22 protein-coding genes are annotated in these 25261 nt (G+C 71.2%); 19 read left to right on the top strand and 3 right to left on the bottom strand.

Features of this window, described 5'->3' with window-relative positions; genetic code table 11:
- The first annotated feature begins 14 nt into the window (after window positions 1-14).
- The 16 genes from dapA to dapF all read left to right on the top strand — a co-directional run bounded on the left by dapA (window position 15) and on the right by dapF (window position 15597).
- The gene (gene dapA / locus MJ607_RS16785) at window positions 15-992 is read left to right on the top strand and encodes a 4-hydroxy-tetrahydrodipicolinate synthase (protein ID WP_243076767.1); all 978 of its coding nucleotides are present in this window, start codon (window positions 15-17) and stop codon (window positions 990-992) included.
- 81 nt (window positions 993-1073) lie between these two features.
- Window positions 1074-2750: a ribonuclease J gene (locus tag MJ607_RS16780; protein ID WP_243076766.1), complete on the top strand. Its 1677-nt coding sequence runs from the start codon at window positions 1074-1076 to the stop codon at window positions 2748-2750.
- A 44-nt stretch (window positions 2751-2794) separates the two neighbouring features.
- Complete coding sequence (locus MJ607_RS16775) at window positions 2795-3289, top strand: GNAT family N-acetyltransferase (RefSeq protein ID WP_243076765.1); 495 nt, start codon at window positions 2795-2797, stop codon at window positions 3287-3289.
- A 51-nt stretch (window positions 3290-3340) separates the two neighbouring features.
- Entirely contained in the window at window positions 3341-6016 is a 2676-nt protein-coding gene (locus MJ607_RS16770) for a DNA translocase FtsK (protein WP_243076764.1), read from the top strand.
- A 1-nt stretch (window position 6017) separates the two neighbouring features.
- On the top strand, window positions 6018-6596 hold the full coding sequence (pgsA, locus tag MJ607_RS16765) for a CDP-diacylglycerol--glycerol-3-phosphate 3-phosphatidyltransferase (RefSeq protein WP_243076763.1): 579 nt from the start codon (window positions 6018-6020) through the stop codon (window positions 6594-6596).
- Window positions 6593-7138: a CinA family protein gene (locus MJ607_RS16760; RefSeq protein ID WP_243076762.1), complete on the top strand. Its 546-nt coding sequence runs from the start codon at window positions 6593-6595 to the stop codon at window positions 7136-7138. Before pgsA ends, MJ607_RS16760 begins: the two co-directional genes overlap by 4 nt.
- 164 nt (window positions 7139-7302) lie before the next feature.
- A complete protein-coding gene (locus tag MJ607_RS16755; RefSeq protein ID WP_243076761.1) occupies window positions 7303-7620 on the top strand; it encodes a helix-turn-helix domain-containing protein in 318 nt (105 codons plus the stop codon).
- A gap of 30 nt (window positions 7621-7650) precedes the next feature.
- Window positions 7651-7875, top strand: a complete 225-nt coding sequence (locus MJ607_RS16750; RefSeq protein ID WP_243076760.1) for a DUF3046 domain-containing protein — start codon at window positions 7651-7653, stop codon at window positions 7873-7875.
- Window positions 7876-8332: 457 nt separating this feature from the next.
- Window positions 8333-9382: a recombinase RecA gene (gene recA, locus MJ607_RS16745; RefSeq protein ID WP_243076759.1), complete on the top strand. Its 1050-nt coding sequence runs from the start codon at window positions 8333-8335 to the stop codon at window positions 9380-9382.
- A gap of 33 nt (window positions 9383-9415) precedes the next feature.
- Window positions 9416-10123 (top strand): regulatory protein RecX, encoded by a 708-nt coding sequence (locus MJ607_RS16740; protein WP_243076758.1) that lies wholly within the window; start codon window positions 9416-9418, stop codon window positions 10121-10123.
- 124 nt (window positions 10124-10247) lie between these two features.
- Window positions 10248-11240, top strand: coding sequence for a phosphotransferase family protein (locus tag MJ607_RS16735; protein ID WP_243076757.1), 993 nt, complete (start codon window positions 10248-10250; stop codon window positions 11238-11240).
- A gap of 122 nt (window positions 11241-11362) precedes the next feature.
- The gene (gene miaB / locus MJ607_RS16730) at window positions 11363-12925 is read left to right on the top strand and encodes a tRNA (N6-isopentenyl adenosine(37)-C2)-methylthiotransferase MiaB (protein WP_243076756.1); all 1563 of its coding nucleotides are present in this window, start codon (window positions 11363-11365) and stop codon (window positions 12923-12925) included.
- A complete protein-coding gene (gene miaA / locus MJ607_RS16725; protein ID WP_374238078.1) occupies window positions 12922-13851 on the top strand; it encodes a tRNA (adenosine(37)-N6)-dimethylallyltransferase MiaA in 930 nt (309 codons plus the stop codon). The genes miaB and miaA overlap by 4 nt, the downstream gene beginning before the upstream one ends.
- Window positions 13848-14279, top strand: coding sequence for a GNAT family acetyltransferase (locus tag MJ607_RS16720; protein ID WP_243076754.1), 432 nt, complete (start codon window positions 13848-13850; stop codon window positions 14277-14279). The genes miaA and MJ607_RS16720 overlap by 4 nt, the downstream gene beginning before the upstream one ends.
- 41 nt (window positions 14280-14320) lie before the next feature.
- Window positions 14321-14701 carry a nuclear transport factor 2 family protein gene (locus tag MJ607_RS16715; RefSeq protein WP_243076753.1) on the top strand — a complete coding sequence of 127 codons (381 nt, stop codon included), beginning with the start codon at window positions 14321-14323 and terminating at the stop codon, window positions 14699-14701.
- A gap of 35 nt (window positions 14702-14736) precedes the next feature.
- Window positions 14737-15597, top strand: a complete 861-nt coding sequence (dapF, locus tag MJ607_RS16710; RefSeq protein ID WP_243076752.1) for a diaminopimelate epimerase — start codon at window positions 14737-14739, stop codon at window positions 15595-15597.
- A gap of 40 nt (window positions 15598-15637) precedes the next feature.
- Here dapF and MJ607_RS16705 read toward each other — a convergent pair whose 3' ends face one another.
- Window positions 15638-16279 carry a class I SAM-dependent methyltransferase gene (locus tag MJ607_RS16705; protein ID WP_243076751.1) on the bottom strand — a complete coding sequence of 214 codons (642 nt, stop codon included), beginning with the start codon at window positions 16277-16279 and terminating at the stop codon, window positions 15638-15640.
- Between the two features lie 329 nt (window positions 16280-16608).
- Between MJ607_RS16705 and hflX the strand changes: the two genes are divergently transcribed.
- Window positions 16609-18138 (top strand): GTPase HflX, encoded by a 1530-nt coding sequence (gene hflX, locus MJ607_RS16700; protein WP_243076750.1) that lies wholly within the window; start codon window positions 16609-16611, stop codon window positions 18136-18138.
- Between the two features lie 23 nt (window positions 18139-18161).
- Here hflX and MJ607_RS16695 read toward each other — a convergent pair whose 3' ends face one another.
- A complete protein-coding gene (locus MJ607_RS16695; RefSeq protein ID WP_243076749.1) occupies window positions 18162-20072 on the bottom strand; it encodes a prolyl oligopeptidase family serine peptidase in 1911 nt (636 codons plus the stop codon).
- Between the two features lie 246 nt (window positions 20073-20318).
- Between MJ607_RS16695 and MJ607_RS16690 the strand changes: the two genes are divergently transcribed.
- Complete coding sequence (locus MJ607_RS16690; RefSeq protein WP_243076748.1) at window positions 20319-21275, top strand: methylenetetrahydrofolate reductase; 957 nt, start codon at window positions 20319-20321, stop codon at window positions 21273-21275.
- Window positions 21272-23608, top strand: a complete 2337-nt coding sequence (gene metE, locus MJ607_RS16685) for a 5-methyltetrahydropteroyltriglutamate--homocysteine S-methyltransferase (RefSeq protein ID WP_243076747.1) — start codon at window positions 21272-21274, stop codon at window positions 23606-23608. The genes MJ607_RS16690 and metE overlap by 4 nt, the downstream gene beginning before the upstream one ends.
- On the opposite strand, the gene MJ607_RS16680 is transcribed toward metE, so the two are convergent.
- Window positions 23598-25229, bottom strand: coding sequence for a hypothetical protein (locus MJ607_RS16680; RefSeq protein WP_243076746.1), 1632 nt, complete (start codon window positions 25227-25229; stop codon window positions 23598-23600). The genes metE and MJ607_RS16680 overlap by 11 nt on opposite strands.
- Window positions 25230-25261 lie beyond the last annotated feature (32 nt).

The following is a 25261-nucleotide window of genomic DNA, read 5'->3' as shown; positions in this document are numbered from 1 at the left end:
GATAGCCTGGGAGCATGACGCACTCGGGCAATCCCTTCGGTCAGGTGCTCGTCGCGCTCGTCACTCCCATGACGGCCGACGGCGAGGTCGATTGGCCCGCGGTCGAGAAGCACATCGACGACGTCATCACCGACGGAGCCGACGGCATCGTCGTGACAGGCACGACCGGTGAGACGAGCACGCTGACGGACGCCGAGAAGATCCGGCTGGTCGAGGTCGGGAAGGATGTCGCGGCGGGCCGCGCCGCCATCATCACGGGCGGCGGCTCGAACGAGACGGCGCACGCGATCGAGCTCTGCAAGGCGAGCGAGAAGGTCGGCGCCGACGGCATCATGATCGTCACGCCGTACTACAACAAGCCGACGCAGGCGGGCATCCTCACGCACTTCCGGCTCGTCGCCGACGCGACCGATCTGCCCGTCATCCTCTACGACATCCCGGGCCGCACGGGCGTGCCCATCCGCTACGAGACGATCCTGCGCCTCGCGAAGCACCCCAACATCCTCGCCATCAAGGACGCCAAGGGCGACTTCAGCGAGGTCAGCCGCGTGCTCAACCAGACCGACCTCATGTACTTCTCGGGCGACGACGCCAACGTGCTGCCGCACCTCGCGATCGGCGCGACGGGGCTCATCGGCGTCACGGCCAACATCGCGGCGCAGCCGTACCGCGTCATCGTGGACGCCGTCAACAAGGGCGACCTGACCGCCGCGACGGCCGCGCACAAGCAGCTCGAGCCGCTCGTCCGCGCCGTCATGACGCACGTCCCCGGCACGGTCTCGGCGAAGTACATCCTGCACGGGCTCGGCCGCATCGGCAGCCCGCGCGTGCGCCTGCCCCTCGTCGGGCCGGAGGAGTGGGAAGCCGCCAAGATCGAGGACGAGCTCGCGCTCGTGCGCGATGTGCCCGGCGTCGACTTCTCGAACTTCCGCCCCGACCGCAACGCCGCCGCCGGCGGCGCGCTGCCCAAGGTCTCGGGCACGACGAGGTGAGATCCGCCGGCGCACCCAGGGATCGGCGCGCCGCATCGACATCCGCGAGGCCTGCGCCTCAGCATCCGGAAGAAGGCTGACATGCCCAGCACCTTGTACGACCCGCCCGCACTCGAGCAGGGCACCCTGCGGGTGACCCCGCTCGGCGGCCTCGGCGAGGTCGGTCGCAACATGACGGTCTTCGAGTACGAGGGCAAGCTGCTCATCGTCGACTGCGGCGTCCTCTTCCCCGAGGAGCACCAGCCCGGCGTCGACCTGATCCTCCCCGACTTTGAGCCCATCAAGAAGCGGCTCGACGACGTCGTGGGCGTCGTCCTGACGCACGGCCACGAAGACCACATCGGGGCCGTTCCGTATCTGCTGCGGCTCAAGCCCGACATCCCGCTCATCGGCTCGGGGCTGACCCTCGCGCTGGTCGAGGCGAAGCTCAAGGAGCACCGCATCCGGCCCTTCACCCTCACGGTGAAGGAGGGGCAGCAGGAGCGCCTGGCGCCCTTCGACCTCGAGTTCGTCGCCGTGAACCACTCCATCCCCGACGCGCTCGCCGTCGCGATCCGCACGCCCGCGGGCCTCGCGCTCGCGACCGGCGACTTCAAGATGGACCAGCTGCCGCTCGACGGCCGCCTCACCGACCTGCGCGCGTTCGGACGCCTCGGCGAAGAGGGGGTCGACCTGTTCCTCGTCGACTCGACGAACGCCGACGTGCCCGGCTTCACGCCGCTCGAGCGCTCGATCGGGCCCGTACTCGACCAGGTCATCGGCAAGGCGCCGCGCCGCGTCATCGTCGCGAGCTTCTCGAGTCACATCCACCGCGTCCAGCAGGTGCTGGATGCCGCGGCGGCCCACGGGCGCCGCGTCGCGCTGCTCGGCCGCAGCATGGTGCGCAACATGACGATCGCCGAAGACCTCGGCTACCTGCACGTGCCCGAGGGCGTCTTCATCGATTACAAGAAGGCGCGCGACCTGCCCGACGACCAGATCGTCTACATGTCGACGGGGTCGCAGGGCGAGCCGATGGCGGTCCTGAGCCGCATGGCCAACCTCGACCACGAGATCGAGCCGGGGCCCGGCGACACCGTGATCCTCGCGTCGAGCCTCATCCCGGGCAATGAGACCGCCATCTACCGCGTCATCGACGGGCTCACCAAGCTCGGCGCGAACGTCGTGCACAAGGGCAACGCCAAGGTGCACGTCTCGGGCCACGCCGCCGCGGGCGAGCTGCTGTACTGCTACAACATCCTCAAGCCGCGCAACGTCCTGCCCGTGCACGGCGAGTACCGCCACCTCATGGCCAATGCGCGCCTCGCGCAGGACACCGGAATCCCGGAGGACCGCACGATCATCGCCGAGAACGGCACAGTCGTCGACCTGCGCGACGGCACGGCGCGGGTCGTCGGCCAGCTCGACATCGGCTTCGTCTACGTCGACGGATCGACCGTCGGCGAGATCACGGATGCCGATCTCAAGGACCGCCGGATCCTCGGTGAAGAGGGCTTCATCTCGGTCATCGTCGTCGTGGACGCGTCGACCGGCAAGATCATCTCGGGTCCCGAGATCCACGCGCGCGGCTTCGCCGAGGACGACGCGGTGTTCGAGAGCGTCAAGCCCAAGATCGCGGCCGCGCTGGCCGAGGCGGCCCATTCGGGCGTGCGCGACCAGCACGCGCTGTCGCAGATCGTGCGCCGCACCATCGGGCGCTGGGTCAACCAGTCGCTGCGTCGCCGGCCCATGATCGTGCCGCTCGTCATCGAGGCGTAACACCGGCGACACGGCGCGTTCCGGGCGCTCGGTAAACTCCGAGCATGCCCTCTGCGTTCCAGATCCGCCCTGCCACACAGGCGGACGGCGCGTTCCTCGGCGACATGGTCGTCGAGGCCGCCAACTGGCGGCGTGGAGGAGCGCGTCCCCGGCACGAGGTGCTCACGAGCGACGACCACCGTCGCTACATCGCGGGGTGGATGCGCCCGGGCGACACGGGATTCATCGCCGTGGACGCGAACGGCCAGCCGATGGGGGCCGCCTGGTACCGGATGCTGCCCCGCAGCGATCCCGGACACGGCTACGTCGGCACAGGCGTGCCTGAGCTCATCATCGGCGTGCGGCCCATCTGGCGCGCGCACGGCGTGGGGCGGATGCTGCTGCAGCGCCTGTGCGACGAGGCGCGGGCGCAGGGCTACGCGAGGCTGAGCCTCAGCGTCGAGCGCGACAACTTCGCCGCGACGCTGTACCGCAGCGAAGGATTCGCCGTGACGCAGAGCGGCATCGGGCGCGACACGATGGTCAAGCGCCTGCGCTGAGGGTCGCGTCGTTCCCAGCGGAAGTCGGCGGCTCGCCGTACCGTGGAAGGCATGGCCAGGAGTTCCAGCCCGACCGCGAACGGTCGCGCGCCCGCGAAGGGGTCTACGTCGCGTGCACGGAAGCCCGCGCCCACCCCCAAGCAGTACGTCGGCGAGCAGCAGAAGCCGCCCGTCGCGGTCCGCGCGTGGCTCGGCCTCGCCCATGCGACCGGCGGGCTCTTCCGCGCGTTCGGGCCCGAGACGCTCGAGAAGGAGCAGCGTCGCGACGGCTTCCCGTTCCTGCTCGTCCTGCTCGCGATCGCGGGCGCCGTCGTCGAGTGGTTCTTCATCGGCTCCGAGGTCGCAGGCACCATCAGCGCCTACTCGGCGGGCGGCCTCGTCGGTCGCGTCTCGTTCGTCCTCCCGGTGCTGCTCATGCTGCTCGCTGGGTGGCTGTTCCGGCATCCGTCGTCCGTCCATGACAACGGGCGCATCGGGATCGGCTTCGGGCTCTTCGTCCTCACGCTCGCGGGCTTCTGCCACGTCCTGGGCGGGAGGCCGCAGCCGAGTAAGGGCCTTCCTGCGCTGAGCGAGGCCGGCGGCGTGCTCGGCTGGATGGTCGGCGAGCCCCTCGCGCTGCTCCTGACACAGGTCGGCGCATGCATCGTGCTCGGCATCCTGTCGCTGCTCAGCATCCTGATCCTGACGAAGACTCCGCCCAACCGCATCGGTCGCCGTCTCGGCGATCTGTACGCGTGGATGTTCGGCGAGGAGCGCGCCGAGCCGGGCGAGAAGGCCGCCGCGGCGCCTTCGACCGACGAGACGGCCGACCCCTCGCTGCCGTGGTGGCGACGCAACCGGACGGGTCGCGAAGAGGACCCGGACGGCGGGATCGGATCGCAGGACCTCACCGAGCTGCTTCCACCCGGGTCATCGCAGGGCGGCTTCGAGCAGGCGCTCACGACGCCGACGCCCGCTGTCGTCGAGCCGGACGCGCTGACCGAGATCATCGTGCCGGCCGCCGCGACGCCGCACGGCGCGCGTCCCGACACGTCGCTGCGCGACGACGACGGGGGAGCGGACGACGAGCTTCCCGGTCTGTCGGGCATCGGGTTCGACGCGCCGCACGACGCGCCGGCCCTGCCGTACCGGCTCCCGTCGGTCAACGCGCTCGCCGCGGGCACCCCGCACAAGGCGCGCTCCGCCGCCAACGACGAAGTCGTGCGCGCCATCACGAGCGTCCTCTCGCAGTTCCAGGTGGACGCGCGCGTGACGGGCTTCTCTCGCGGTCCGACAGTCACGCAGTACGAGATCGAGGTCGGCCACGGCGTCAAGGTCGAGCGGATCACGGCGCTCCAGAACAACATCGCCTACGCCGTCGCCTCCAACGAGGTGCGCATCCTCGCCCCCATCCCGGGCAAGAGCGCCATCGGCGTCGAGATCCCCAACGCCGACCGCGAGATCGTGACGCTCGGCGACATCCTCCGCTCGCCCGTCGCGCAGCAGGCCACCCACCCCATGACGATCGGTGTCGGCAAGGACGTCGGCGGCGGCTACGTCGTGGCGAACCTCGCCAAGATGCCGCACCTCCTGGTCGCGGGCTCGACGGGCTCGGGCAAGTCGAGCTTCGTCAACTCGATGATCACGAGCCTGCTCATGCGCGCGAAGCCCGCCGACGTGCGCATGGTGCTCATCGACCCCAAGCGCGTCGAGCTCACCTCCTACGCGGGCGTGCCGCACCTGATCACGCCCATCATCACGAACCCCAAGAAGGCCGCCGAGGCGCTCCAGTGGGTCGTGAAGGAGATGGACATGCGGTACGACGACCTCGCGTCGTTCGGCTTCCGCCACATCGACGACTTCAACCGCGCTGTCGTCGCGGGAGAGGTCAACCTGCCGCCCGGCAGCCAGCGCGTGCTCAAGCCCTACCCGTACCTCCTCGTCGTGGTCGACGAGCTCGCGGACCTCATGATGGTCGCGCCGCGCGACGTCGAGGACTCGATCGTGCGCATCACTCAGCTCGCCCGCGCGAGCGGCATCCACCTCGTGCTCGCGACGCAGCGTCCGTCGGTCGACGTCGTGACGGGTCTCATCAAGGCCAACGTCCCGTCGCGCCTGGCGTTCGCCGTGACGAGCGTCACGGACTCCCGCGTCATCCTCGACCAGCCCGGCGCCGACCGGCTCATCGGCCAGGGCGACGGCCTCTTCCTGCCGATGGGCGCGTCCAAGGCGCTGCGCGTGCAGGGCGCGTGGGTCAGCGAGGTCGAGATCGAGAAGGTCGTCAAGCACGTCACGCAGCAGGCGCGCCCCGAGTACCGCGAAGACGTCGCGGCCGAGGCCGAGAAGAAGCAGATCGACGCTGACATCGGCGATGACCTCGACCTGCTCCTGGCCGCGGCCGAGCAGATCATCTCGACGCAGTTCGGCTCGACCTCGATGCTCCAGCGCAAGCTCCGCGTCGGCTTCGCGAAGGCCGGCCGTCTCATGGACCTGCTCGAGTCCCGCGAGATCGTCGGGCCCTCCGAGGGATCCAAGGCGCGCGACGTGCTCGTGACCGCCGAGCAGCTCCCCGAGGTGCTCGCACGGCTGCGTGGCGAGGATGTCCCGGATGCCGCCCCCGCGGCATCCCCGTCCCCTCCTGCACCCATCGACTACGACCCGGACGCCGTAGAGTCGCAGTACGAGGGCTATCCGGTGGTCGAGAGCGACGGCGATGAGGATGCCTGGGGCCTGACAGGACGGGACTGACATGGCGATTCCACGCCAGCTGCCGAACGCCATCACGATCGTGCGCATCCTGTGCGCTCCGGTGTTCCTCTGGATGCTCCTCGCGGATGGCGGCGCCGACGGCCCGCTGCGCTGGTGGGCGGCGGTGCTGTTCATCGTCGCGATCGCGACGGACGGCATCGACGGCTGGATCGCCCGCCGCAACGACATCGTCACGGACCTCGGCAAGCTCCTCGACCCGATCGCCGACAAGGTGCTCACGGGGTTCGCCTTCATCGGACTCTCGATCCTGGGCGAACTCCCGTGGTGGGTCACGATCATCGTCCTCATCCGCGAGATCGGCATCACGGTCTACCGCTTCATGGTCGTGAGCGACCACGTGCTCGCGGCGGCGTGGATGGGCAAGCTCAAGACCCTCGCGCAGGGCGTGGCGCTCTCGCTCGCCCTCCTCCCGCTGTGGACGCTCGTGGGCGAGTGGATCTGGTGGGTCAACGGCATCACGATGACGATCGCGGTGATCCTCACGATCACGAGCGGCATCGACGTGGTCGTGAGCGAGCGGCGCGCCGCCCGCGCGCAGAAGCGCGGGAGCACGTCGTGAGCGATCACGAGGCCGCGCAAGGCGGCCTCCCCGACGAGCTGGAGGTGACCCTCCAGCGCGCACGCCGCACGGACTCGGAGCGGCTGCTCGACCGGCTCTCCGAGCTCGGCTGGACGGTGGGCATCGCGGAGTCCCTGACAGGTGGCCTCGTCGTGGCCGACCTCGTCAGCGTGCCGGGGGCCTCCGCGGTCGTCCGCGGCGGGATCGTCGCCTACGCGACCGAGCTCAAGCACACCCTCCTCGGTGTCGATGTGACACTGCTCGACGCGCACGGCCCCGTGCATCCGCGCGTCGCGCGCCAGATGGCCGAGGGAGTCCGCGTGCGACTCGGGCACGATGACGCCCCCTGCGACGTCGGCATCTCCACGACGGGCATCGCGGGCCCCGACTCACCCGACGGGCAGCCGGTCGGAACCGTCCACATCGGTGTCGCGACGCCTCTCGGCACGCGCGTCGAGTCGCTCGAGCTGAAGGGCACGCGCGAGCAGATCCGGGCTGAGACCGTCAGGCTGGCCGTGCGGACGGCGCTCGAGGCCCTTTGAGACCCGAATGTGACACGTATGCGTCGGGCGGGAATGAAGTCCGTTTCGGGACGGTTACATTCCGCGATTCCCACCCGTTATCCAGCGCGCGGGATTAGATTGGCCGTAGTCGATGTTGTACCGTTGTCCACCCGGACGACTGCTGAGGGGAAGAGGGGGCTCGCATGATCCTGGTTCGGCACGAGATCGGCGAGGTCCTGCGTGACTTCCGCCTCCAGAAGGGCCGCACGCTGCGTCAGGTCGCAGGCCGCGCGAGTGTCGCCCTCGGCTACCTCAGTGAGGTCGAGCGCGGGCAGAAGGAGGCCTCGAGCGAGATCCTGGCCTCCGTCGCCGATGCGCTCGACGTTCCCATCTCGACCATCATGCGCGAAGTGGGCGACCGCATCTCCGTGCTCGAGGGTATGCAGACGTTCCCGGATGTCGTTCCCGACGACCTCGCGGGCCTCGAATCCGATCTTCAGGTCGAGCTCTCACTGCGCTGAGCCTTCGACGGAGCTGAGGAACCTTCACACATGCGTCGCAGTGAGTTCGAGCGTGCCGTCGCGGCCGAGTTCGGGCCTCGCGCGAGCGCTCTCCTGGTAGACCTCGCGCTGCCCGGGGTCGGTGATCGGACGGCGGCGCAGGCGATCGCCGCCGGCGTTCCGCCGCGCGACGTGTGGCTCGCGCTGTGCGCAGAGGCCGACGTCCCGCTGGACCGCCGCTACGGCGCAGGACGCCTCGAGCCGCGTCGCAGCTGATCCCGCATCGATCGCGCCGCGGCCGGCGTGCTTCCAGCCCTTCGGTGCGCGGCGCTTCGCGGCGTGTCTTATCGCCCTTCGATACGCGGCGCTGCGCGGCGCTACTCAGGAACCGGGTGGAGCCGCTTCGCGGCGTGTCCTATCGCCCTTCGATACGCGGCGCTTCGCGGCGCTACTCAGGAACCTGGTGGAGCCGCTTCGCGGCGTGTCATTCGAATGAGTGTTCGATGAACGCATAGTCTTCTGCACAGCAGGTATCGAGGACGTGTCTGTCCACGGCAGCAGAAGGAGCGATGACGGATGTCGGAGCCCCTCCCTAGCGTGGAACACGTCGAACGACACCTCACGCCTTGTCGCATCACCCGTCCTATCCAGGGCGGAGCCCGACAGCCTACAGGCGACAGAGTCTCCGTGAGCGGCAGCGCCGACCGCGGACAGAGTGCAGAAGGAGCACGCCATGCCCTCACCCGTTGACCGCGAGAAGGCCCTCGAATCGGCCCTCGCCCAGATCGACCGGCAGTTCGGAAAAGGCTCGGTCATGCGCCTCGGCAGCGACGAGCGCGCTCCCGTCGAGGTCATCCCGACCGGCTCCATCGCACTCGACGTCGCGCTCGGCATCGGCGGTCTTCCGCGCGGCCGCATCATCGAGATCTACGGCCCGGAGTCGTCGGGCAAGACGACCCTGACGCTGCACGCGATCGCGAACGTGCAGCGCGCGGGCGGCATCGCCGCCTTCATCGACGCGGAGCACGCGCTCGACCCCGACTACGCGCAGAAGCTCGGTGTCGACATCGATCAGCTTCTCGTCTCGCAGCCCGACACGGGTGAGCAGGCGCTCGAGATCGCCGACATGCTCGTGCGCTCGGGCGCCATCGACCTCGTCGTGATCGACTCCGTCGCGGCTCTCGTGCCGAAGGCCGAGATCGAGGGTGAGATGGGCGACTCGCACGTCGGTCTGCAGGCCCGACTCATGTCGCAGGCGCTCCGCAAGCTCACGGGTGGTCTCAACCAGACGAACACCACGATGATCTTCATCAACCAGCTGCGCGAGAAGATTGGCGTGTTCTTCGGCTCGCCCGAGACGACCGCCGGCGGCAAGGCGCTGAAGTTCTACGCGTCGGTGCGTCTCGACATCCGCCGCATCGAGACGCTCAAGGACGGTGCCGAAGCCGTCGGAAACCGCACGCGCGTCAAGGTCGTCAAGAACAAGATGGCGCCGCCGTTCAAGCAGGCCGAGTTCGACATCCTCTACGGCGTCGGCATCTCCCGCGAGGGCAGCCTCATCGACTTCGGTGTCGAGCACGCCATCGTCAAGAAGTCCGGCGCCTGGTACACCTACGACGGCGAGCAGCTCGGGCAGGGCAAGGAGAACGCGCGCAACTTCCTGCTCAAGAACGAGGACGTCGCCGCCGACATCGAATCGAAGATCAAGGCGAAGCTCGGCATCGGCGTGCCGCGCGATGCCGCTCCCGCCGAGGACGAGCTCGCCAAGCGCCGCCCGGCGTGATGTTTCGACGTCGCTCAACAACCGGGGCGAGCTATGCATAGCGAAGACGAGGGCGAGCCCGGGGGCACTCCCTCGGGTGATGCGGAAGGGCTCGCCCCCGTCATCCCTCTCTTCGGAGGCGCGCCGCAGCGCCCGACGGACTGGAACTCGACGTGGGCCGACGAGCCGGCTTCGAGTGAACAGTCCAGTGAGCGGACTGTCGCACAGCAGACCGAGCAGCGCCGCGCTGCTCGGCAGCAGCCCGAAGCCCCGTCGGGATCGGAGTTCGCCGAGAAGACGCTGCTCAAGAAGCTGCGAGGCCGGTCGCTCTCGATCGCCGAGGCGCGCGACGTCCTCGTGGCCGCGCAGCTCGACGACGCCGAGATCGACGAGATCCTGACGCGCTTCGAAGAGCGCGGCTACCTCGACGACGCCGCGCTCGCCGAGCAGGTCGTCCACGTGGGCCTCGACCGCAAGGGCCAGGGCAGACGTGTCATCGCGCAGTCCCTGGCCAAACGGCGCATTCCGCGCGACGTGGCCGACGCGGCGCTGCTCGCCCTCCCCGACGACGATCGGGAGCGGGCTCTCGAGTTCGCGCGGTCGAAGGCGCGCTCGTTCGCGTCGGTCGAGCGGGATGCCGCCCTCCGCCGTCTCGCGGGTCAGCTCGCCCGCCGGGGTTACGGCGGCTCGCTCGCCCACGACGTCGCGCGGCAGGCGCTCGAGGAGACGGCGCGGGGGAGCAGCGGCGTCCGCTTCGAGTAGTGCGGAGGCTCGGCGCAGGCGGCGGGGCGGCGACGGGCACTGAGGTGGGGCACCGGATTGCGGCGCGCGTCGAGGAGCGCCGCGCCGCACCGGCCGGCCCGCCGATGTGCCCTAGGGTGACGGGGTGCTGACCAAGTTCGTCGTGGACGAGACACTCCTCTCCTCGGTTCTCGAGCCCCTGGGGTCCGTCGATTCGCTGGAGCCGCTGACCGGCGGCATGTTCGCGACGGCGTACCGGGTGACGTTCACGGATGGTCGGCGTGCCGTGGCCAAGATCGTCGGCGCCGACGCGACCCGTCTGTTCACCTACGAGCGGGGACTGCTCGCCACCGAAGCGCTGACCTACCGGATGCTCGCATCGACGGGCGTGCCCGTTCCCGAGGTGCTGCACACAGACTTCACGCGGAGCATCCTCGACGCGGACATCGTCGTCGCGGACCACCTCCCGGGAACGCCGTGGCTCTCGCTCGAGCTCGATGAGACGGCGACGGCGACGGTGCGGCGCAACCTGGGTGCCGTCATGGCGTGCATCGCGCAGGAGCCCGCGCCGGCCTTCGGCTACCCGGCAGCCCAGGCGGGGCTCGCCGCGGACACATGGAGCGCGGCGTTCCGGCTCATGGTCGAAGCCGTTCTCGCCGACGCGGAGCGGTGGCAGGTGGAACTCCCCGCGGCCCGCGCTCGCGCGGTGCTCGCGACCCACTCCGGCGCGCTCGGGGCGGTCACACATCCTCGCATCGTCCACACGGATCTGTGGGAGGGGAACATCTTCGTCGACCCCGAGACCCTCGAGATCGTCGGGGTCATCGACACGGAGCGCACCGTGTGGGGCGATCCGATCCTCGAGGTCGTCGGCACGGATCAGTTCGCGACGGGCGCGCCTGACGCGGACGTGCTCTTCGGAGACGCCGAGGCCAGGGGCGACCTCGCCCGGGAGCTCTCGTCACCGACGGGAGAGATCCGCCTGCGGCTGTACCGCCTCTACTTCTCGCTCATCCTCGCGAGCGAGCCGACGATCCGCGGCTACGAAGGCGACTGGACGGCGGGGCACGAGGCGACAGCGCGCGCGAACATCGAGCACGCCCTCCAGATCCTCGAGGCGACGGCTCCCGCCCGCTGACCGGCGGAGCGGCCGGGCCCACGCGCCCCGAGGCTCCGCGCGGCGCGTCAGCGCCGCGTGGAGTGGGCGTGGGGACCGTCCACAGATCCCCCTCGGGTCGCGGCTCGTAGAATATCCCCATCATGTCTTCCCCCTCTTCCTCACCGACGCTCATCGCGCTCTCGCCCGCGGCGACAGGCCGCGACGGGCGGGCGCGCACGTACGAAGTGCGCACGTTCGGCTGTCAGATGAACGTGCACGACTCGGAGCGGCTCTCAGGCTCGCTCGAGAGCGCGGGGTACCTGCGCGCGACGGCCGGCGAAGAGGCCGACGTCGTCGTCATCAACACGTGCGCCGTACGTGACAACGCCGCCGGCAAGCTCTACGGCACGCTCGGGCACCTCAAGGGCCGCAAGGACCACCACGAGGGCATGCAGATCGCCGTCGGCGGGTGCCTCGCGCAGATGGACAAGCAGACCGTCCTCGACAAGGCCCCCTGGGTCGACGTCGTCTTCGGCACGCACAACATGGGGTCGCTGCCGAGCCTGCTCGAGCGGGCGCGCCACAATGACGAGGCCGAACTCGAGATCCTCGAGTCGCTCGAGACCTTCCCCTCGACGCTGCCCACCAAGCGCGACTCGATCTACAGCGGCTGGGTGTCGATCTCGGTCGGCTGCAACAACACGTGCACGTTCTGCATCGTCCCGAGCCTGCGCGGCAAGGAGAAGGACCGCCGCCCCGGCGACATCCTGAACGAGATCCGCCTGCTCGTCGAAGACGGCGCCGTCGAGGTCACGCTGCTCGGCCAGAACGTCAACTCGTACGGCGTCGAGTTCGGCGACCGGCAGGCGTTCGGCAAGCTCCTTCGCGCCGCCGGCGAGATCCCAGGGCTCGAGCGCATCCGCTTCACGAGCCCGCACCCCGCGGCCTTCACCGACGACGTCATCGACGCGATGGCCGAGACGCCCGCCGTCATGCCTCAGCTGCACATGCCGCTGCAGTCCGGCAGCGACCGCATTCTCAAGGCGATGCGCCGCTCCTACCGGAGCGACCGATTCCTCGGCATCCTCGACCGCGTGCGGGAGAAGATGCCGGATGCCGCGATCACGACCGACATCATCGTGGGCTTCCCCGGCGAGACCGACGAGGACTTCGAGGAGACGATGCGGGTCGTCGAGGCGTCGCGGTTCTCGAGCGCCTTCACATTCCAGTACTCGATCCGCGAGGGCACGCCCGCCGCGACGATGCCCGACCAGGTGCCGAAGGCCGTCGTGCAGGAGCGCTTCGAGCGCCTCGCGGCGCTCCAGGATCGCATCTCGCTCGAGGAGAACGAGCGGCAGCTCGGCCGCGAGCTGCAGGTGCTCGTCTCGATGGGCGAGGGCAAGAAGGACGCCGAGACCCACCGCCTCACGGGCCGCGCGGAGGACAACCGGCTCGTGCACTTCGAGGTGCCCGTGGGATCGGCCGTCCCGCGCCCCGGTGATGTCGTGAGCGTCACGGTGACCCACGCGGCGCCCTTCCACCTGCTCGCGGACTCCACCGACGGCGCGCCGCTGCGGATCCGCCGCACCCGTGCGGGCGATGCGTGGGACCGCTCGCTGGCCGAGTCGTGCGCCGTCCCCGCCCCGGCAGGCGATCCGGCAGGCTCAGCGGGCGAGAAGCGCGCCGTCTCGCTCGGGCTCCCCACCCTCCGCATCGGCGTCTGACCCCCGTGGCGGCGGGTCCGGTCCTGTGGGCCGTCGTCGGCGCGACCGGCACGGGCAAGACGGCGCTGTCGCTCGACCTCGCCGAGGCTCTCGCGGCGCGCGGACGGCCCGCCGAGGTCGTCAACGCCGACGCCATGCAGCTGTACCGCGGCATGGACATCGGCACGGCGAAGCTTCCCGAGAGCGAGCGGCGCGGCATCCCGCATCATCTGTTCGACGTCCTGGACGTCACCGACGACGCGGCGGTCGCCTGGTATCAGGATGCCGCGCGCACCGCGATCACGCAGATCCACGGGCGCGGCGCCGACGCCGTGCTCGTGGGCGGCTCGGGGCTGTACGTCTCGAGCGTCCTCTACGACTTCCGCTTCCCGCCGCGCGACGCGGACGTGCGGGCGCGCATCGAGACGGAGCTCGCCGAGCATGGGCCGGGAGTGCTCTTCGCCCGCCTGCAGGACGCCGATCCCGCGACCGCCGCGCGCATCGACCCGCGCAACGGGCGGCGCATCGCGCGTGCGCTGGAGGTGCTCGAGCAGGGCGCCGCGACGCACGGCGCAGCTCTTCCGGAGGCACCCGTCCTGTGGCATCCCGACACCCGGATCATCGGCCTGCAGGTGCCGCGCGACGAGCTCGTGGTGCGCCTCGACGCGCGAGTCGGGGGCATGTGGCGCGACGGGCTCCTCGACGAGGTTGCGGCGCTGCGCCCGCGCGGGCTCGAGGACGGCGTGACGGCGCGGCGCGCGATCGGGTACGCGCAGGCGCTCGCCGAGCTGACCGGCGAGATCGACGAAGCAGAGGCGATCGCCCAGACGCAGCAGCTGACGCGTCGCTACGCGCGCCGGCAGGTCTCGTGGTTCCGCCGCTACGACGGCGTGCACTGGGTGGGACCGGAGGAGCCGGCATCCCGACTCATCGAGGAGGCCTCATGACGATCGCCGTCCGTCCGTTCCGGGTCGCCGAGACGGAGGCCGTCGTCGCGCTGTGGCACGCGGCGGGGCTCACGCGCCCGTGGAACGACCCGCACCTCGACATCGAGCGCAAGCTCGCGGTGCAGCCCGAGCTGTTCCTCGTCGCGGCGGACGGCGACGACGTCGTCGGCACCGTCATGGCGGGCTACGACGGACATCGCGGCTGGCTGTACTACCTCGCGACGGCCGCGGACCGGCGCGGCGAGGGCATCGCGCGGACGCTCGTCGCCGACGCCGAGGCACGCCTGCTCGCGATGGGCTGCCCCAAGGTGCAGCTCATGGTCCGTCCCGACAACGAGGCGGCGCGCGGCTTCTACGACGCGCTCGGGTACGAGCCGTTCGAGACGTGGGCGACGGGGCGTCGGCTCATCGCAGACGGCCCCGCGTGATCCCCTGCCGCTGAGCCGGGGGCGGCTATACGCTCGGACGCATGTCGACCACGGAGGACATCGTCCGGCGATACTTCGGGATCGTCGCCGACCTGGGATCGAGCGCCGACGACCTGCGCGCGATCGTCCAGCCCGACGCCGTCTTCACGGAGCGCCCGAACCCGATCTCGCCGAGCGGGCACGTGCGCACCCTCGAGGAGACGGTCGCGGGTTTCGAGGCGGGCAAGGGGCGGCTCGCCGCCCAGTCCATCGAGATCCACGAGGTGCTCGTGGTCGGCGATCGTGCGGCTGTCCGCTCGACCTGGCGGGGTGTGGTCGGACAGACCGAGATCGTCGCCCACATGGCGGGGTTCGTCACGGTGCGCGACGGACGGGTCGCCGCGCACGAGACGTTCGACTGCTACGAGCCGTTCGCCTTCTGAGTCCGCCAACGGCCCACGGTCCGTAGAATCGAGGGATGCCGCAGACCCTCGCCTTCACCAAGGGACACGGCACGGGCAACGACTTCGTCATCCTCCCCGACGCGGAGGGGGCGCTCGCGCTCACCGACGATCAGGTCGCTGCGCTGTGCGACCGTCGATTCGGGATCGGCGGCGACGGGATCCTCCGGGTCGTGCGGTCGACGGCGATCGACGAGGGAGCGGATGCCGCGGCATCCGGTGCCGAGTGGTTCATGGACTATCGCAACGCCGACGGCTCGAAGGCCGAGATGTGCGGCAACGGCATCCGCGTCTTCGCGCGGTATCTCGACGAGACGGGCCTGGCGTCGCTCGACGCGGGTCCCCTCGCGATCGGCACGCGCGCGGGCGTCAAGACCCTCACGCGCAGCGACCTCGGCCTCGAAGTCGATCTCGGGGTGTTCCGGGTCGACGAGACCGAAGTGCTCGTGCGGGCCCGTGGACTCGGGGTCGCGCGCCCCGGAGTCGGCATCGACGTCGGCAATCCGCACGTCGTCGTCGCCCTGTTCACTCCGGCGGAGCTCGAGGGGCTCGACCTCACGGTGCAGCCCGTCCTCGAGCCCGTCCCGCCGCACGGCGCGAACGTCGAGTTCGTCGTGCCGGCCGATCCGCTCGTGCAGGGCGGCGTGGGGTCGATCCGCATGCGCGTCTTCGAGCGCGGCGTGGGCGAGACGCTCAGCTGCGGCACGGGAGTCGCGGCCGCGGCGCTCGCGGTGCGCCACTGGGCGGGGCGAGGCGCACCGGACGACTGGACAGTCGACGTGCCGGGCGGCCGCCTGGGTGTGCGGATGCGCGAAGGCCGGGTCCTGCTGTCAGGCCCGGCGACGCTCGTGTTCTCGGGCGACGTGGCGCTGGCCTGACGCCTCAAGCGCGGCATCCGTCCGCCACGCGACCCAGCGGTTATGGAAGCGGGATCGATCCGGTCTCCGGCGTGCCGTGACGGCGCACCTTGATGACGCGGAACCCGCGACCCGTCGCGGCGCGGTGCACGCTGTATCCGTGGTCGAACGTCGCGCCGAGCCAGCGCTGCAGCGAGTCGGATCCGAGGTTGCGCTGCACGACGAGCCAGGCGTCGGAGCGCTCGTCGAGCCGGGGGATCCAGCGCTCGAGCAGGCCGTGCAGCTCGTTCTTGCCGACGCGGATCGGGGGATTGGAGCGGATCGTGCGGAACGAGACGTCGTCGGGAACACCGTCGGGCAGGACGGCGTTGACATTCACGAGGCCGAGGGCAGCGGCATTGCGACGCGTGAGATCGAGCGCGCGCTCGTTGACGTCGACCGCCCAGATCGTCGCGTGCGGTGCCTCGAGCGCGAGGCTCAGTGCGACCGGCCCCCAGCCGCAGCCGAGATCGAGCAGGTGACCGCCCGGCGGTGGCGGCGGGGTGTTCGCGAGCAGCACGCTCGTGCCCGAGTCCACGTGATCCGGGCTGAACACGCCGCCCGCCGTCAGGACCTCGAGATCGCGCCCCGCAAGGCGCACCCGCACACGCCGGAGGTTCTCAGCGCTGACTGGCGACGCGCTGAAGTAGTGGTCCCCATCCATGGCTGAGAAGCCTAGCGGAGGACCTCACCAGCAGGGGAGGGTAAGGGGGTGCGGCGAAGCCGCCGACGAGCGTCAGCGAGTCCTCGCGGGGATCTCCCCGCGATCAAAATGAACAGGGTGCGGCGAAGCCGCCGACGAGCGTCAGCGAGTCCTCGCGGGGATCTCCCCGCGATCAGAATGAACAGGGTGCGGCGAAGCCGCCGACGAGCGTCTGCGAGTCCACGCGCGGACCTCCCCGCGTCCAGAAAGCGTATTGTTTACGGATGCCTCGGGGGCCTGGCAACCCGTTCGACGCGGGAACCGGGCACGAGGCATCCCGGAAGGAAGACATGACAGACACCACGACACCTCCGAGCACGGACGAGACGCCGGTCGATCCGGTGGATCGCGTCCTGTCGCGCGCGGACGCGCACTCGGGAGTGCGGGTCTTCGGCGCGGCTCAGGCGCTGCAGGACGAGTCGACGATCTCGCGCGCCGACACCGACGGCGACCAGTGGGACCGCGAAGAGCGCGCCGCCCTGCGTCGCGTGCCCGGCCTGTCCACCGAGCTCGAGGACGTCACCGAGGTCGAATACCGGCAGCTGCGGCTCGAGAACGTCGTGCTCGTGGGCGTGCACGCGCAGGGCGAGACCGAGGACGCCGAGAACTCGCTGCGGGAGCTGTCGGCCCTCGCCGAGACCGCGGGCGCCGTCGTGCTCGACGGCGTGCTGCAGCGCCGCCCGCACCCGGACCCCGCGACCTACGTCGGCCGCGGCAAGGCGCAGGAGCTCCGCGACATCGTCGCTTCGGTCGGCGCCGACACCGTCATCGCCGACACGGAGCTCGCCCCGAGCCAGCGCCGCGCACTCGAGGACGTCGTCAAGGTCAAGGTCATCGACCGGACGACCGTCATCCTCGACATCTTCAGCCAGCACGCCAAGAGCCGCGAAGGCAAGGCGCAGGTCGAGCTCGCGCAGCTCGAGTACCTCCTTCCGCGCCTGCGCGGCTGGGGTGACTCGATGAGCCGCCAGGCCGGTGGCCAGGTCGGTGCGGGCGGCGCGGGCATGGGCTCGCGCGGTCCCGGTGAGACCAAGATCGAGCTCGACCGCCGTCGCATCCGCACCAAGATGGCGCAGCTGCGCCGCCAGATCCGCGACTTCGCACCCGCGCGCGACGCCAAGCGCGCCGAGCGCAAGCGCAACACGATCCCGGCGGTCGCCATCACGGGCTACACGAACGCCGGCAAGTCGAGTCTGCTCAACCGCCTCACGCGCGCGGGGGTCCTCGTCGAGAACGCCCTCTTCGCGACGCTCGACACGTCGGTGCGACGCTCGGAGACCGCGGACGGCCGCGTCTACACGCTCACCGATACCGTCGGGTTCGTGCGCAACCTGCCGCACCAGCTCGTGGAGGCATTCCGCTCGACGCTCGAGGAGGTCGGCGACGCCGACGTCATCCTGCACGTCGTCGACGGCTCGCACCCCGACCCCGTCGCCCAGCTGCGGACCGTGCGCGACGTCATCGGCGATGTCGGGGCCCGCGACACTCTCGAGATCGTCGTCTTCAACAAGGCCGACCTCGTCGGTGAGGACGAGCGGCTCGTGCTGCGTGGCCTCGAGCCGGATGCGCTGTTCGTCTCGTCCCGCACGGGCGAGGGCATCGAGGAGCTGCGGGCCGCCGTCGAGGCGGCGCTGCCGCTTCCCGCCGTCGAGGTGCGCGCGCTCGTGCCCTACGGCCGCGGCGACCTCATCTCGGCCGCCCACGACTCGGGGCACATCGTCTCGCAGTCGCACGAGGTCGAGGGCACGGCGCTGCACGCCTACGTCTCGGAGCGGCTCGCGGCCGAGTTCGCGCCGTTCGTCGTGCGCGGCGCGCACTGACGCCGGAGCGCCGGGCGGGCGCTTCAGTCGAGCGCGATGGGCGGAACGCCGGGCGTCTCGAACCCGAAGACGGCGCCGAGGAAGGCGTACTCCTTCTCGAGCACGTCGATGATCGTCTCGGCGCGCCGGAAGCCGTGCCCCTCGCCCTCGTACAGCACGTAGGCGTGCGGCACGCCGCGCGCCGCGAGGGCGTCGCGGATGGCCTCGGACTGCGCGGGCGGGACGACCTCGTCGTCCGAGCCCTGCAGCAGCAGGAGCGGCACGCGGAACCGGTCGGCCCGCGTGAGCGGGGACCGCTCGAGGTACACGTGCTCGTCGCGGGGGAGCGGCCCGATGAGGCCGTCGAGGTAGTGCGCCTCGAAGTCGTGCGTCTCGGCTGCGAGGGCCCGCGCGTCGCCGACCCCGTACCGTGAGATCCCTGCCGCGAAGACGTCGGTCGCGACGAGTGCCGACAGCACCGTCCAGCCGCCTGCCGAGCCTCCTTCGATCGCGAGGCGCGCGGCATCCGCCCGTCCCTCGGCCGCGAGTCCGCGCGCTGCGGCGACGACGTCGTCGACGTCGACGACGCCCCACTGCCCGCGCAGGCGCTCGCGATACGACCGGCCGTAGCCGCTCGAGCCGCCGTAGTTGACGTCGAGCACGCCGATGCCACGGCTCGTGAAGTACGCGATCTTGGCGGATGCCGCACCCGCGACGTGTCCCGTCGGCCCGCCGTGCACGAGCACGACGTAGGGCGGCAGCTCACCCTCGGGAGCGTGGGCGCCCGGATTGGTCGGCGGATGGTCGAACGCGTGCACAGGTCCGTGCGGACCCTCGAACGTGACGGCGCGAGGACGCGGCATCCATTCGGCGTCCCCATCGGCTCCGCCGCCGACGACCCGCTCCGCCGTGCCCGTCTCCGTGTCGACGAGGTGGATTCCGGGAGTGGATGCCGCACCCGAGCCCGAGACGAGCACACGCTGTCCCGAGACGTGCTCGATGACGACCTCTGCCGTCGCCTCGAGACCCAGGGACCGCGCCTCACCGGACGTCGGGTCGATCACGACGACGTCGTCTGCGCCGTTCGTCCGGACCGCGACGAGCCGGCCGTCGCCGAGCCGGGCGAACCAGCGGGCGCCGAGCACCCACAGCGGGCCGCCCGTGTCTGCGTCGGCGGGCGCGAGGTCCTCGTGGTCGAGGCCCGCGTCGAGGCGGAGGCGCCAGATGTTCCAGCGACCCGTGGGGTCGTCGGCGTAGAGCAGGTCGTCGGCGTCGAGCCAGACGGGCTGCAGCGCAGCGGTCTCACCGCTCGTGACGGTCGTCCACTCCGCGACGACGCCGCCCTCGATGCGGCCCACGCGCAGCTGCGTGCGATCCCACGGCATGTCGGGGTGGTTCCACGCGACCCACGCGAGGTGGTGCCCGCCGGGGGAGAGAGCCGGCTGCGCGACGAAGTCGCTGCCCGCGATCAGGTCGACGACGCTCCACGCGCCCGTCGTCGCGATCGAGACGATGTCGCGCCGTGGCACGAGCGTCGCGCCGTGGATCTCACGGATCGCGAGCAGCCGCCCCTCCTGCCAGGAGAGGCCGCCGAACCGCGTCCCGTCGCTCTCTGGCGTGCGCGGTATGGGCACGCCGCCGGGCGCGAGGGCCCATATGCGCTGGTCGGTCTTCTCCACGAAGTAGAGCGTCCCGTCGTCCGACGTCGTCCACGACCCGCCGCCGTACTCGTGCACGCGGGAGCGGACGTTCCACGGCGCCGGCAGGAGGTCCTCGACGACGCCGTCAGGACGTCGGCGCCGCACCGTCGTGCGTCCACCCTCTGTCGGCACGCCCTCGCCCCACCAGATCTCGTCGCCGACGAAGCGGGCGCCCTCGATGCGCGGCGAGGCGGAGGACACGGCGGCGGCGGTCACGGGCGACGGCCAGGACCCGTAGGGAATGGCATGGTCCATGCCCCCACGCTACGCCCGCGACGCCGCCGCCTCGACATCCGCCCCATGCGAGCCGCGGCGAAACACATCGTCACATTGCGTCGACCACCGAGGCGGCGTCCTCTACCGTGGAGGAAGACGCCCGGTCACCCCGGGCGTGGAGCGACAGCCGAGCCCGGCACCCGCCCGCGATGACACAGTGCCCTCCCCGCGAGGAGCACCGTCCGCGGCCGACCGGCCTCTCGTCCCTCTAGCGAAATGCGCGCCATGCCTCCGAGCATCCTCGACGCCGTCCCCTTCTCGTTCGAGCTGTACCCGCCGCGCACCGACGCGGGGACGGCGAACCTGCACGAGACGATCCGGCACCTCGCCGCGGCGGGTCCGCGCTTCATCTCCGTCACGTACGGGGCGGGCGGTTCGACGGGCGGGCGCTCGCTCGAGCTCGTGCGGCACATCCGGGAGACGACGGACGTCGAGGCCCTCGCGCACCTCACGTGCGTCGGGACGACCTACGAGGGCGCGACACGGCTCATCCGCGAATTCCTGGATGCCGGCATCACGAGCTTCCTCGCGCTGCGGGGCGATCCCCCCGAGGGCGTCTCGGAGGACGACCACTTCCTCGGCGATCTCGAGAGCGCCGCGCAGCTCGTCCAGCTCATCCAGCGCGCCCAGATCGAGCGCGCGCCGTACACGGAGTACTCGATCCCCGGCGTCCCGGGCGCCGCGCGCGTCGACCGCCGCCGCAAGGTCGAGATCGCCGTCGCGGCGTTCCCCAACGGCCACCCCCGCTCGCGCCACGCCACGGAGGACATCGACGCGCTCCTCGCGAAGCAGGCGGCCGGCGCGACCTTCGCGATCACGCAGCTCTTCTTCCACGCCGACGACTACCTGGGGTTCGTCGAGCGCGCGCGGGCGGCGGGAGTCGGCATCCCGATCCTGCCCGGCATCATGCCGATCGTCTCGCCCGTGCGCCTGCGACGGGTGCTCGAGCTCACGGGGGAGCAGCTTCCGACAGACCTCGCGGCGGCCCTCGACGCCGCAGCCACGCCCGAGGCGCAGCGCATCGTCGGCCTCGAGCACGCCTCCGCGCTCGCCCGCGACGTCGTCGCGGGCGGCGCGCCCGGCGTGCACCTCTACGCGTTCAACCATCACGACACCGTCCTCGCGGTCCTCCGCGAGGCCGGGATCCTCACCGAGACGACCGAAATGGAGCCCACACGATGACCGACAACGCCGCAGCCTTCCCCTCCGGCACGATCCTCGGCTACCCGCGCATCGGCCGCCGCCGCGAGCTCAAGCGCGCCGTCGAGGCCCACTGGGCGGGTTCGCAGACCGAGGCCGAGCTCGAGGCGACCGCCGCCGGACTCCGCCGCACGACCCGCGAGCGCCTCGCATCGCTCGGTCTGGGACGCGACGACTCGTCGATCCCCGAGTCGTTCTCGTACTACGACCAGGTGCTCGACGCGGCGCTCGCCGTCGGCGCGCTCCCCGAGCGGTTCTCCCACCTCCGCGACGCGGACGGCACGATCGGGCTCGCCGCGACGTTCACGGCGGCGCGCGGCGAAGGCGAGCGCGCGCCCCTCGAGCTCACGAAGTGGTTCGACACGAACTACCACTACCTCGTGCCCGAGATCGGCCCCGAGACGCGGTTCTCGCTCTCGACCGACCGCTTCGGGCGACAGGTCGCCGAAGCGCGGGCCGACGGGTTCGTGACGCGCCCCGTCGTCGTGGGCCCCGTCACTCTGCTCGCGCTGTCGAAGGCGACGGATAAAGCTCCCGCCGGCTTCCGGCCGCTCGACCGCCTCGACGACGTGGTGCCCGTGTACGTCGAGCTGCTCGCCTCGCTCCGGGCGGCAGGCGCCGAGTGGGTGCAGCTGGACGAGCCCGCGCTCGTGAGCGAGAGCCTCCCGCTGTCGACCGCCGAGCTCGCCGCGGCAGCGGAGCGCGCCTACGCCGTGCTCGGCGCGGCCGCCGATCGTCCCGCGATCCTCGTCGCCGCGCCCTACGCGCAGCTGTCGGACGAGGCCTGGACGGCCCTCGCCGCTGCGCCGGTGGAGGCCATCGCGGTCGACCTCACCCGCGGCACCGTCCCGGCCGTCGTGCCGGGCCTCGAGGGCAAGACCCTCGTGGGCGGAGTCGTCGACGGACGCAATGTGTGGCGAGGCGACCTCGCGGCGGCATGGAGCCGGCTCGAGGCGCTCGCGGCGCTCCCGGCGCGCCGGATCGCCGTCGGCACCTCGACGTCGCTGCAGCACGTGCCGCACGACGTCGCCGACGACCCCGACCTGGGAGCGCGGCTGAGCTCGTGGCTCGCGTTCGCCGACCAGAAGGTCGAGCAGGTCGCGGCCCTCGCGCGCGGCCTCTCCGAGGGCCGCGCCGCGATCGAGACCGCGCTGGACGCAGCATCCGACGCCCTCGCGGACCGCCGCAGCGCGCCCGGCGTGCGCGACGGCGAGGTGCGCGCACGTGCTGCTCAGCTCACCCCCGCCGACCTCGAGCGCGGCGACTACGAGACGCGGCGCGCGGCGCAGGAGGAGGCGCTCGGTCTTCCGGTCCTGCCGACCACGACGATCGGGTCGTTCCCGCAGACCGGCGACATCCGCCGCATCCGCGCGCAGCACGATCGCGGCGAGCTGACGACGGCCGAGTACGAGGAGCTGCTGCGCCTCGAGATCACCTCGGTCGTGGGGCTCCAGGAGGAACTCGGGCTCGATGTCCTCGTCCACGGCGAGCCTGAGCGCAACGACATGGTGCAGTACTTCGCCGAGCACCTCGGCGGCTTCGCCGTCACCCGTAACGGCTGGGTGCAGTCCTACGGCTCGCGGGCGACGCGACCGTCGATCCTCTGGGGAGACGTCTCGCGACCCGCGCCCATCACTGTGTCGTGGGCGCAGTTCGCGCAGTCGCTCACCCAGCGGCCCGTCAAGGGCATGCTGACGGGCCCCGTCACGATCCTCGCGTGGTCGTTCGTCCGCGACGACCAGCCGCTCGGCGAGACGGCGGAGCAGGTCGCCCTCGCGCTGCGCGAAGAGATCGCCGACCTCGAGGCTGCCGGGATCGGCATCGTCCAGGTCGACGAGCCGGCGCTGCGGGAGCTGCTGCCGCTCAAGTCGGCGGCTCAGCCCGCGTACCTCGAGTGGTCGGTCGGCTCGTTCCGTCTCGCGACGGCGCGCGCCGCGGCGGCGACGCAGGTGCACACGCACCTCTGCTACTCGGAGTTCGACACGGTCATCGACGCCATCGCGGCGCTCGACGCCGACGTCACCTCCATCGAAGCTGCGCGCAGTCGCGGCGAGGTCATCTCCGACATCGCCGCGTCGGGCTTCGCGCACGGCATCGGCCCCGGCGTCTACGACATCCACTCGCCGCGCGTGCCGTCCGTGAACGAGGTCGCCGACCTCCTGCGCCGTGCCGCCTCGGAGCTGCCGTTGCGTCAGGTGTGGGTCAACCCGGACTGCGGGCTCAAGACCCGTGCCTACCCCGAGACGGTGGCCTCGCTCCGCAACCTCGTCGAGGCCACGCGTCTCGTGCGCGAGGGGATCGCGGTCAGCGTCTAGCGCGAGGCTTCTTCGCGGGACCGGATGCCTCGGTCGCGGCTTCATCGGAAGCCGCGGCCGGGGCATCCGCCGTCTCGGCGTCGGCCTCGGCGTCGGCGTCGGCGTCGGCGTCGGCGTCAGCCTCGGCCTCGGCGTCGGCAGCGGTCGCGTCGGCCGCCGCCGTCGCGTCGTCCGTCGCGTCGGTCGTCCAGACGGCCGCCGCCTCGGCGCGCGCCGCCGCGATCTCGGCGTCGGCGGCCGCCTCCTCTGCATCGAGCGCGGCTTCCTCGGCGACGAGCGCCGAGTCCTCCGTGCGGGGCGCGGGGAGCTCGTCGGGGCGCTTCTGCAGCAGCTCGAGGATCCAGGCGACCGCGAACGAGACGATGATGACGAGGAAGACGTCGCTCGCCGAGAGGGGGCGCAGGGCGTAGAGCCAGATCACGGCGAGGACGGCGATGACGACCCGGATGAGGACGCGGTAGCGGGCGAGACCGACGCCGAAGCCGCCGGTGTTGAGGCCGCGCGAGGCGAACCAGCGTCGTGCCGAGGAGTTGACGCCGCGGATGAAGCCCCGCGAGCGGACGGCCGCCGAGGAGCGGCCCAGGAACCAGCCGAGCACCGCGATGAAGACGCCGAGGAGCGCGATGATCGTCGCGGTCTGACGCATCGAGTCGATGAGCGCGCTGTAGACGACGTCGAGGCCCGCGACCGAGAGGTCGAGCTGCACCGCGACCTGCCCGATGACCGGGTAGCCCGCCGCGAAGCCGAGGGCGAGCGCCCCGCCGCCCACGGCGAAGCCGATGCCGGTGCCGAGCACCGCGACGCTGCGCCTGCGGGCGATGAGGATGCCGAGGGCGAAGAGGGCGAGTGTGATGAGGGGCAGCCACAAGCCGAGCGTCGACGCGATGGCGTAGGTCGTGCGGATGGTGACGAGCGTCTCGCCCGTGCCGATGATGATGACCTTGTCGATCGTCGGGATCATCTGCGCGACGCCGACGCCGCGGTCCACGAGGTTGGCCTTGACGCGCTCGACGATCGCGCCGAGCTGGATGCCGACGCCGTCGTCGGTCATGACGACGATCCCGCCGCCGTCCGAGGTCGCTGCCGCGGTGAGGGCCCGGTGGGCCGCCCGGGTCGTCGTCGCCCAGACGTCTGCGAAGGCGTCCGACTCGATGACGCGGGTCACCGTCGTGTTGACGAGGTTCTCGAGGCCGTCGGCCGCGGGGGCTTTCAGCAGGTCGAGCGCCTGTGCGACACGAGGGGGCACTCCCAGATCGGCGATCCCGTCGAACACGTTCGTCGTGAGCTCGGTGAAGTCGACCTGAGCATTGATGGCGTCCATCGTCTCGTCGATGATCATGCCCTGCACGGCCGGATCCTGGGCGAGCGGAGCCAGCGTATTGACGAACTGCTCCTCCTCGACGAGCTGCACGCGCGCCCACGCGCTCACGATGGAGATGGGCACGAGGAGCGCCGCGATCACGATGATGAGCGCCGAGACGAACGCCCGCCACCGGCCCTTGGCGCGCGGAGCCGCGGCAGCGGGTCCGGCTCCGACGGGAGCCGTCACCTTGAGCGTGTCGTTCTCGGCGCGGAGCCGATCGACTTCGGCGCGCAGGTCTTCGATCTCGGACGTGGCCATGTCGTCACCTCTCATGGGCGCACCCCCGCGCC

This window comes from Microbacterium sp. SS28 (assembly GCF_022761035.1).
Taxonomy (GTDB): Bacteria; Actinomycetota; Actinomycetes; order Actinomycetales; family Microbacteriaceae; genus Microbacterium.
Note: the sequence above shows the minus strand (reverse complement) of the source record. Positions and strands in the feature narration are given on the sequence as shown.

Excerpts from the sequence above, each read along its gene's own strand:
- dapF (WP_243076752.1), top strand. The coding sequence starts at position 14,737 with ATGCCGCAGACCCTCGCCTTCACCAAGGGACACGGCACGGGCAACGAC.
- MJ607_RS16715 (WP_243076753.1), top strand. The coding sequence starts at position 14,321 with ATGTCGACCACGGAGGACATCGTCCGGCGATACTTCGGGATCGTCGCC.
- MJ607_RS16720 (WP_243076754.1), top strand. The coding sequence starts at position 13,848 with ATGACGATCGCCGTCCGTCCGTTCCGGGTCGCCGAGACGGAGGCCGTC.
- MJ607_RS16775 (WP_243076765.1), top strand. The coding sequence starts at position 2,795 with ATGCCCTCTGCGTTCCAGATCCGCCCTGCCACACAGGCGGACGGCGCG.
- miaB (WP_243076756.1), top strand. The coding sequence starts at position 11,363 with ATGTCTTCCCCCTCTTCCTCACCGACGCTCATCGCGCTCTCGCCCGCG.
- MJ607_RS16740 (WP_243076758.1), top strand. The coding sequence starts at position 9,416 with ATGCATAGCGAAGACGAGGGCGAGCCCGGGGGCACTCCCTCGGGTGAT.
- metE (WP_243076747.1), top strand. The coding sequence starts at position 21,272 with ATGACCGACAACGCCGCAGCCTTCCCCTCCGGCACGATCCTCGGCTAC.
- MJ607_RS16695 (WP_243076749.1), bottom strand. The coding sequence starts at position 20,072 with ATGGACCATGCCATTCCCTACGGGTCCTGGCCGTCGCCCGTGACCGCC.
- MJ607_RS16755 (WP_243076761.1), top strand. The coding sequence starts at position 7,303 with ATGATCCTGGTTCGGCACGAGATCGGCGAGGTCCTGCGTGACTTCCGC.
- MJ607_RS16750 (WP_243076760.1), top strand. The coding sequence starts at position 7,651 with ATGCGTCGCAGTGAGTTCGAGCGTGCCGTCGCGGCCGAGTTCGGGCCT.
- MJ607_RS16770 (WP_243076764.1), top strand. The coding sequence starts at position 3,341 with ATGGCCAGGAGTTCCAGCCCGACCGCGAACGGTCGCGCGCCCGCGAAG.
- recA (WP_243076759.1), top strand. The coding sequence starts at position 8,333 with ATGCCCTCACCCGTTGACCGCGAGAAGGCCCTCGAATCGGCCCTCGCC.
- MJ607_RS16705 (WP_243076751.1), bottom strand. The coding sequence starts at position 16,279 with ATGGATGGGGACCACTACTTCAGCGCGTCGCCAGTCAGCGCTGAGAAC.
- MJ607_RS16780 (WP_243076766.1), top strand. The coding sequence starts at position 1,074 with ATGCCCAGCACCTTGTACGACCCGCCCGCACTCGAGCAGGGCACCCTG.
- MJ607_RS16680 (WP_243076746.1), bottom strand. The coding sequence starts at position 25,229 with ATGGCCACGTCCGAGATCGAAGACCTGCGCGCCGAAGTCGATCGGCTC.
- hflX (WP_243076750.1), top strand. The coding sequence starts at position 16,609 with ATGACAGACACCACGACACCTCCGAGCACGGACGAGACGCCGGTCGAT.
- MJ607_RS16690 (WP_243076748.1), top strand. The coding sequence starts at position 20,319 with ATGCCTCCGAGCATCCTCGACGCCGTCCCCTTCTCGTTCGAGCTGTAC.
- pgsA (WP_243076763.1), top strand. The coding sequence starts at position 6,018 with ATGGCGATTCCACGCCAGCTGCCGAACGCCATCACGATCGTGCGCATC.
- dapA (WP_243076767.1), top strand. The coding sequence starts at position 15 with ATGACGCACTCGGGCAATCCCTTCGGTCAGGTGCTCGTCGCGCTCGTC.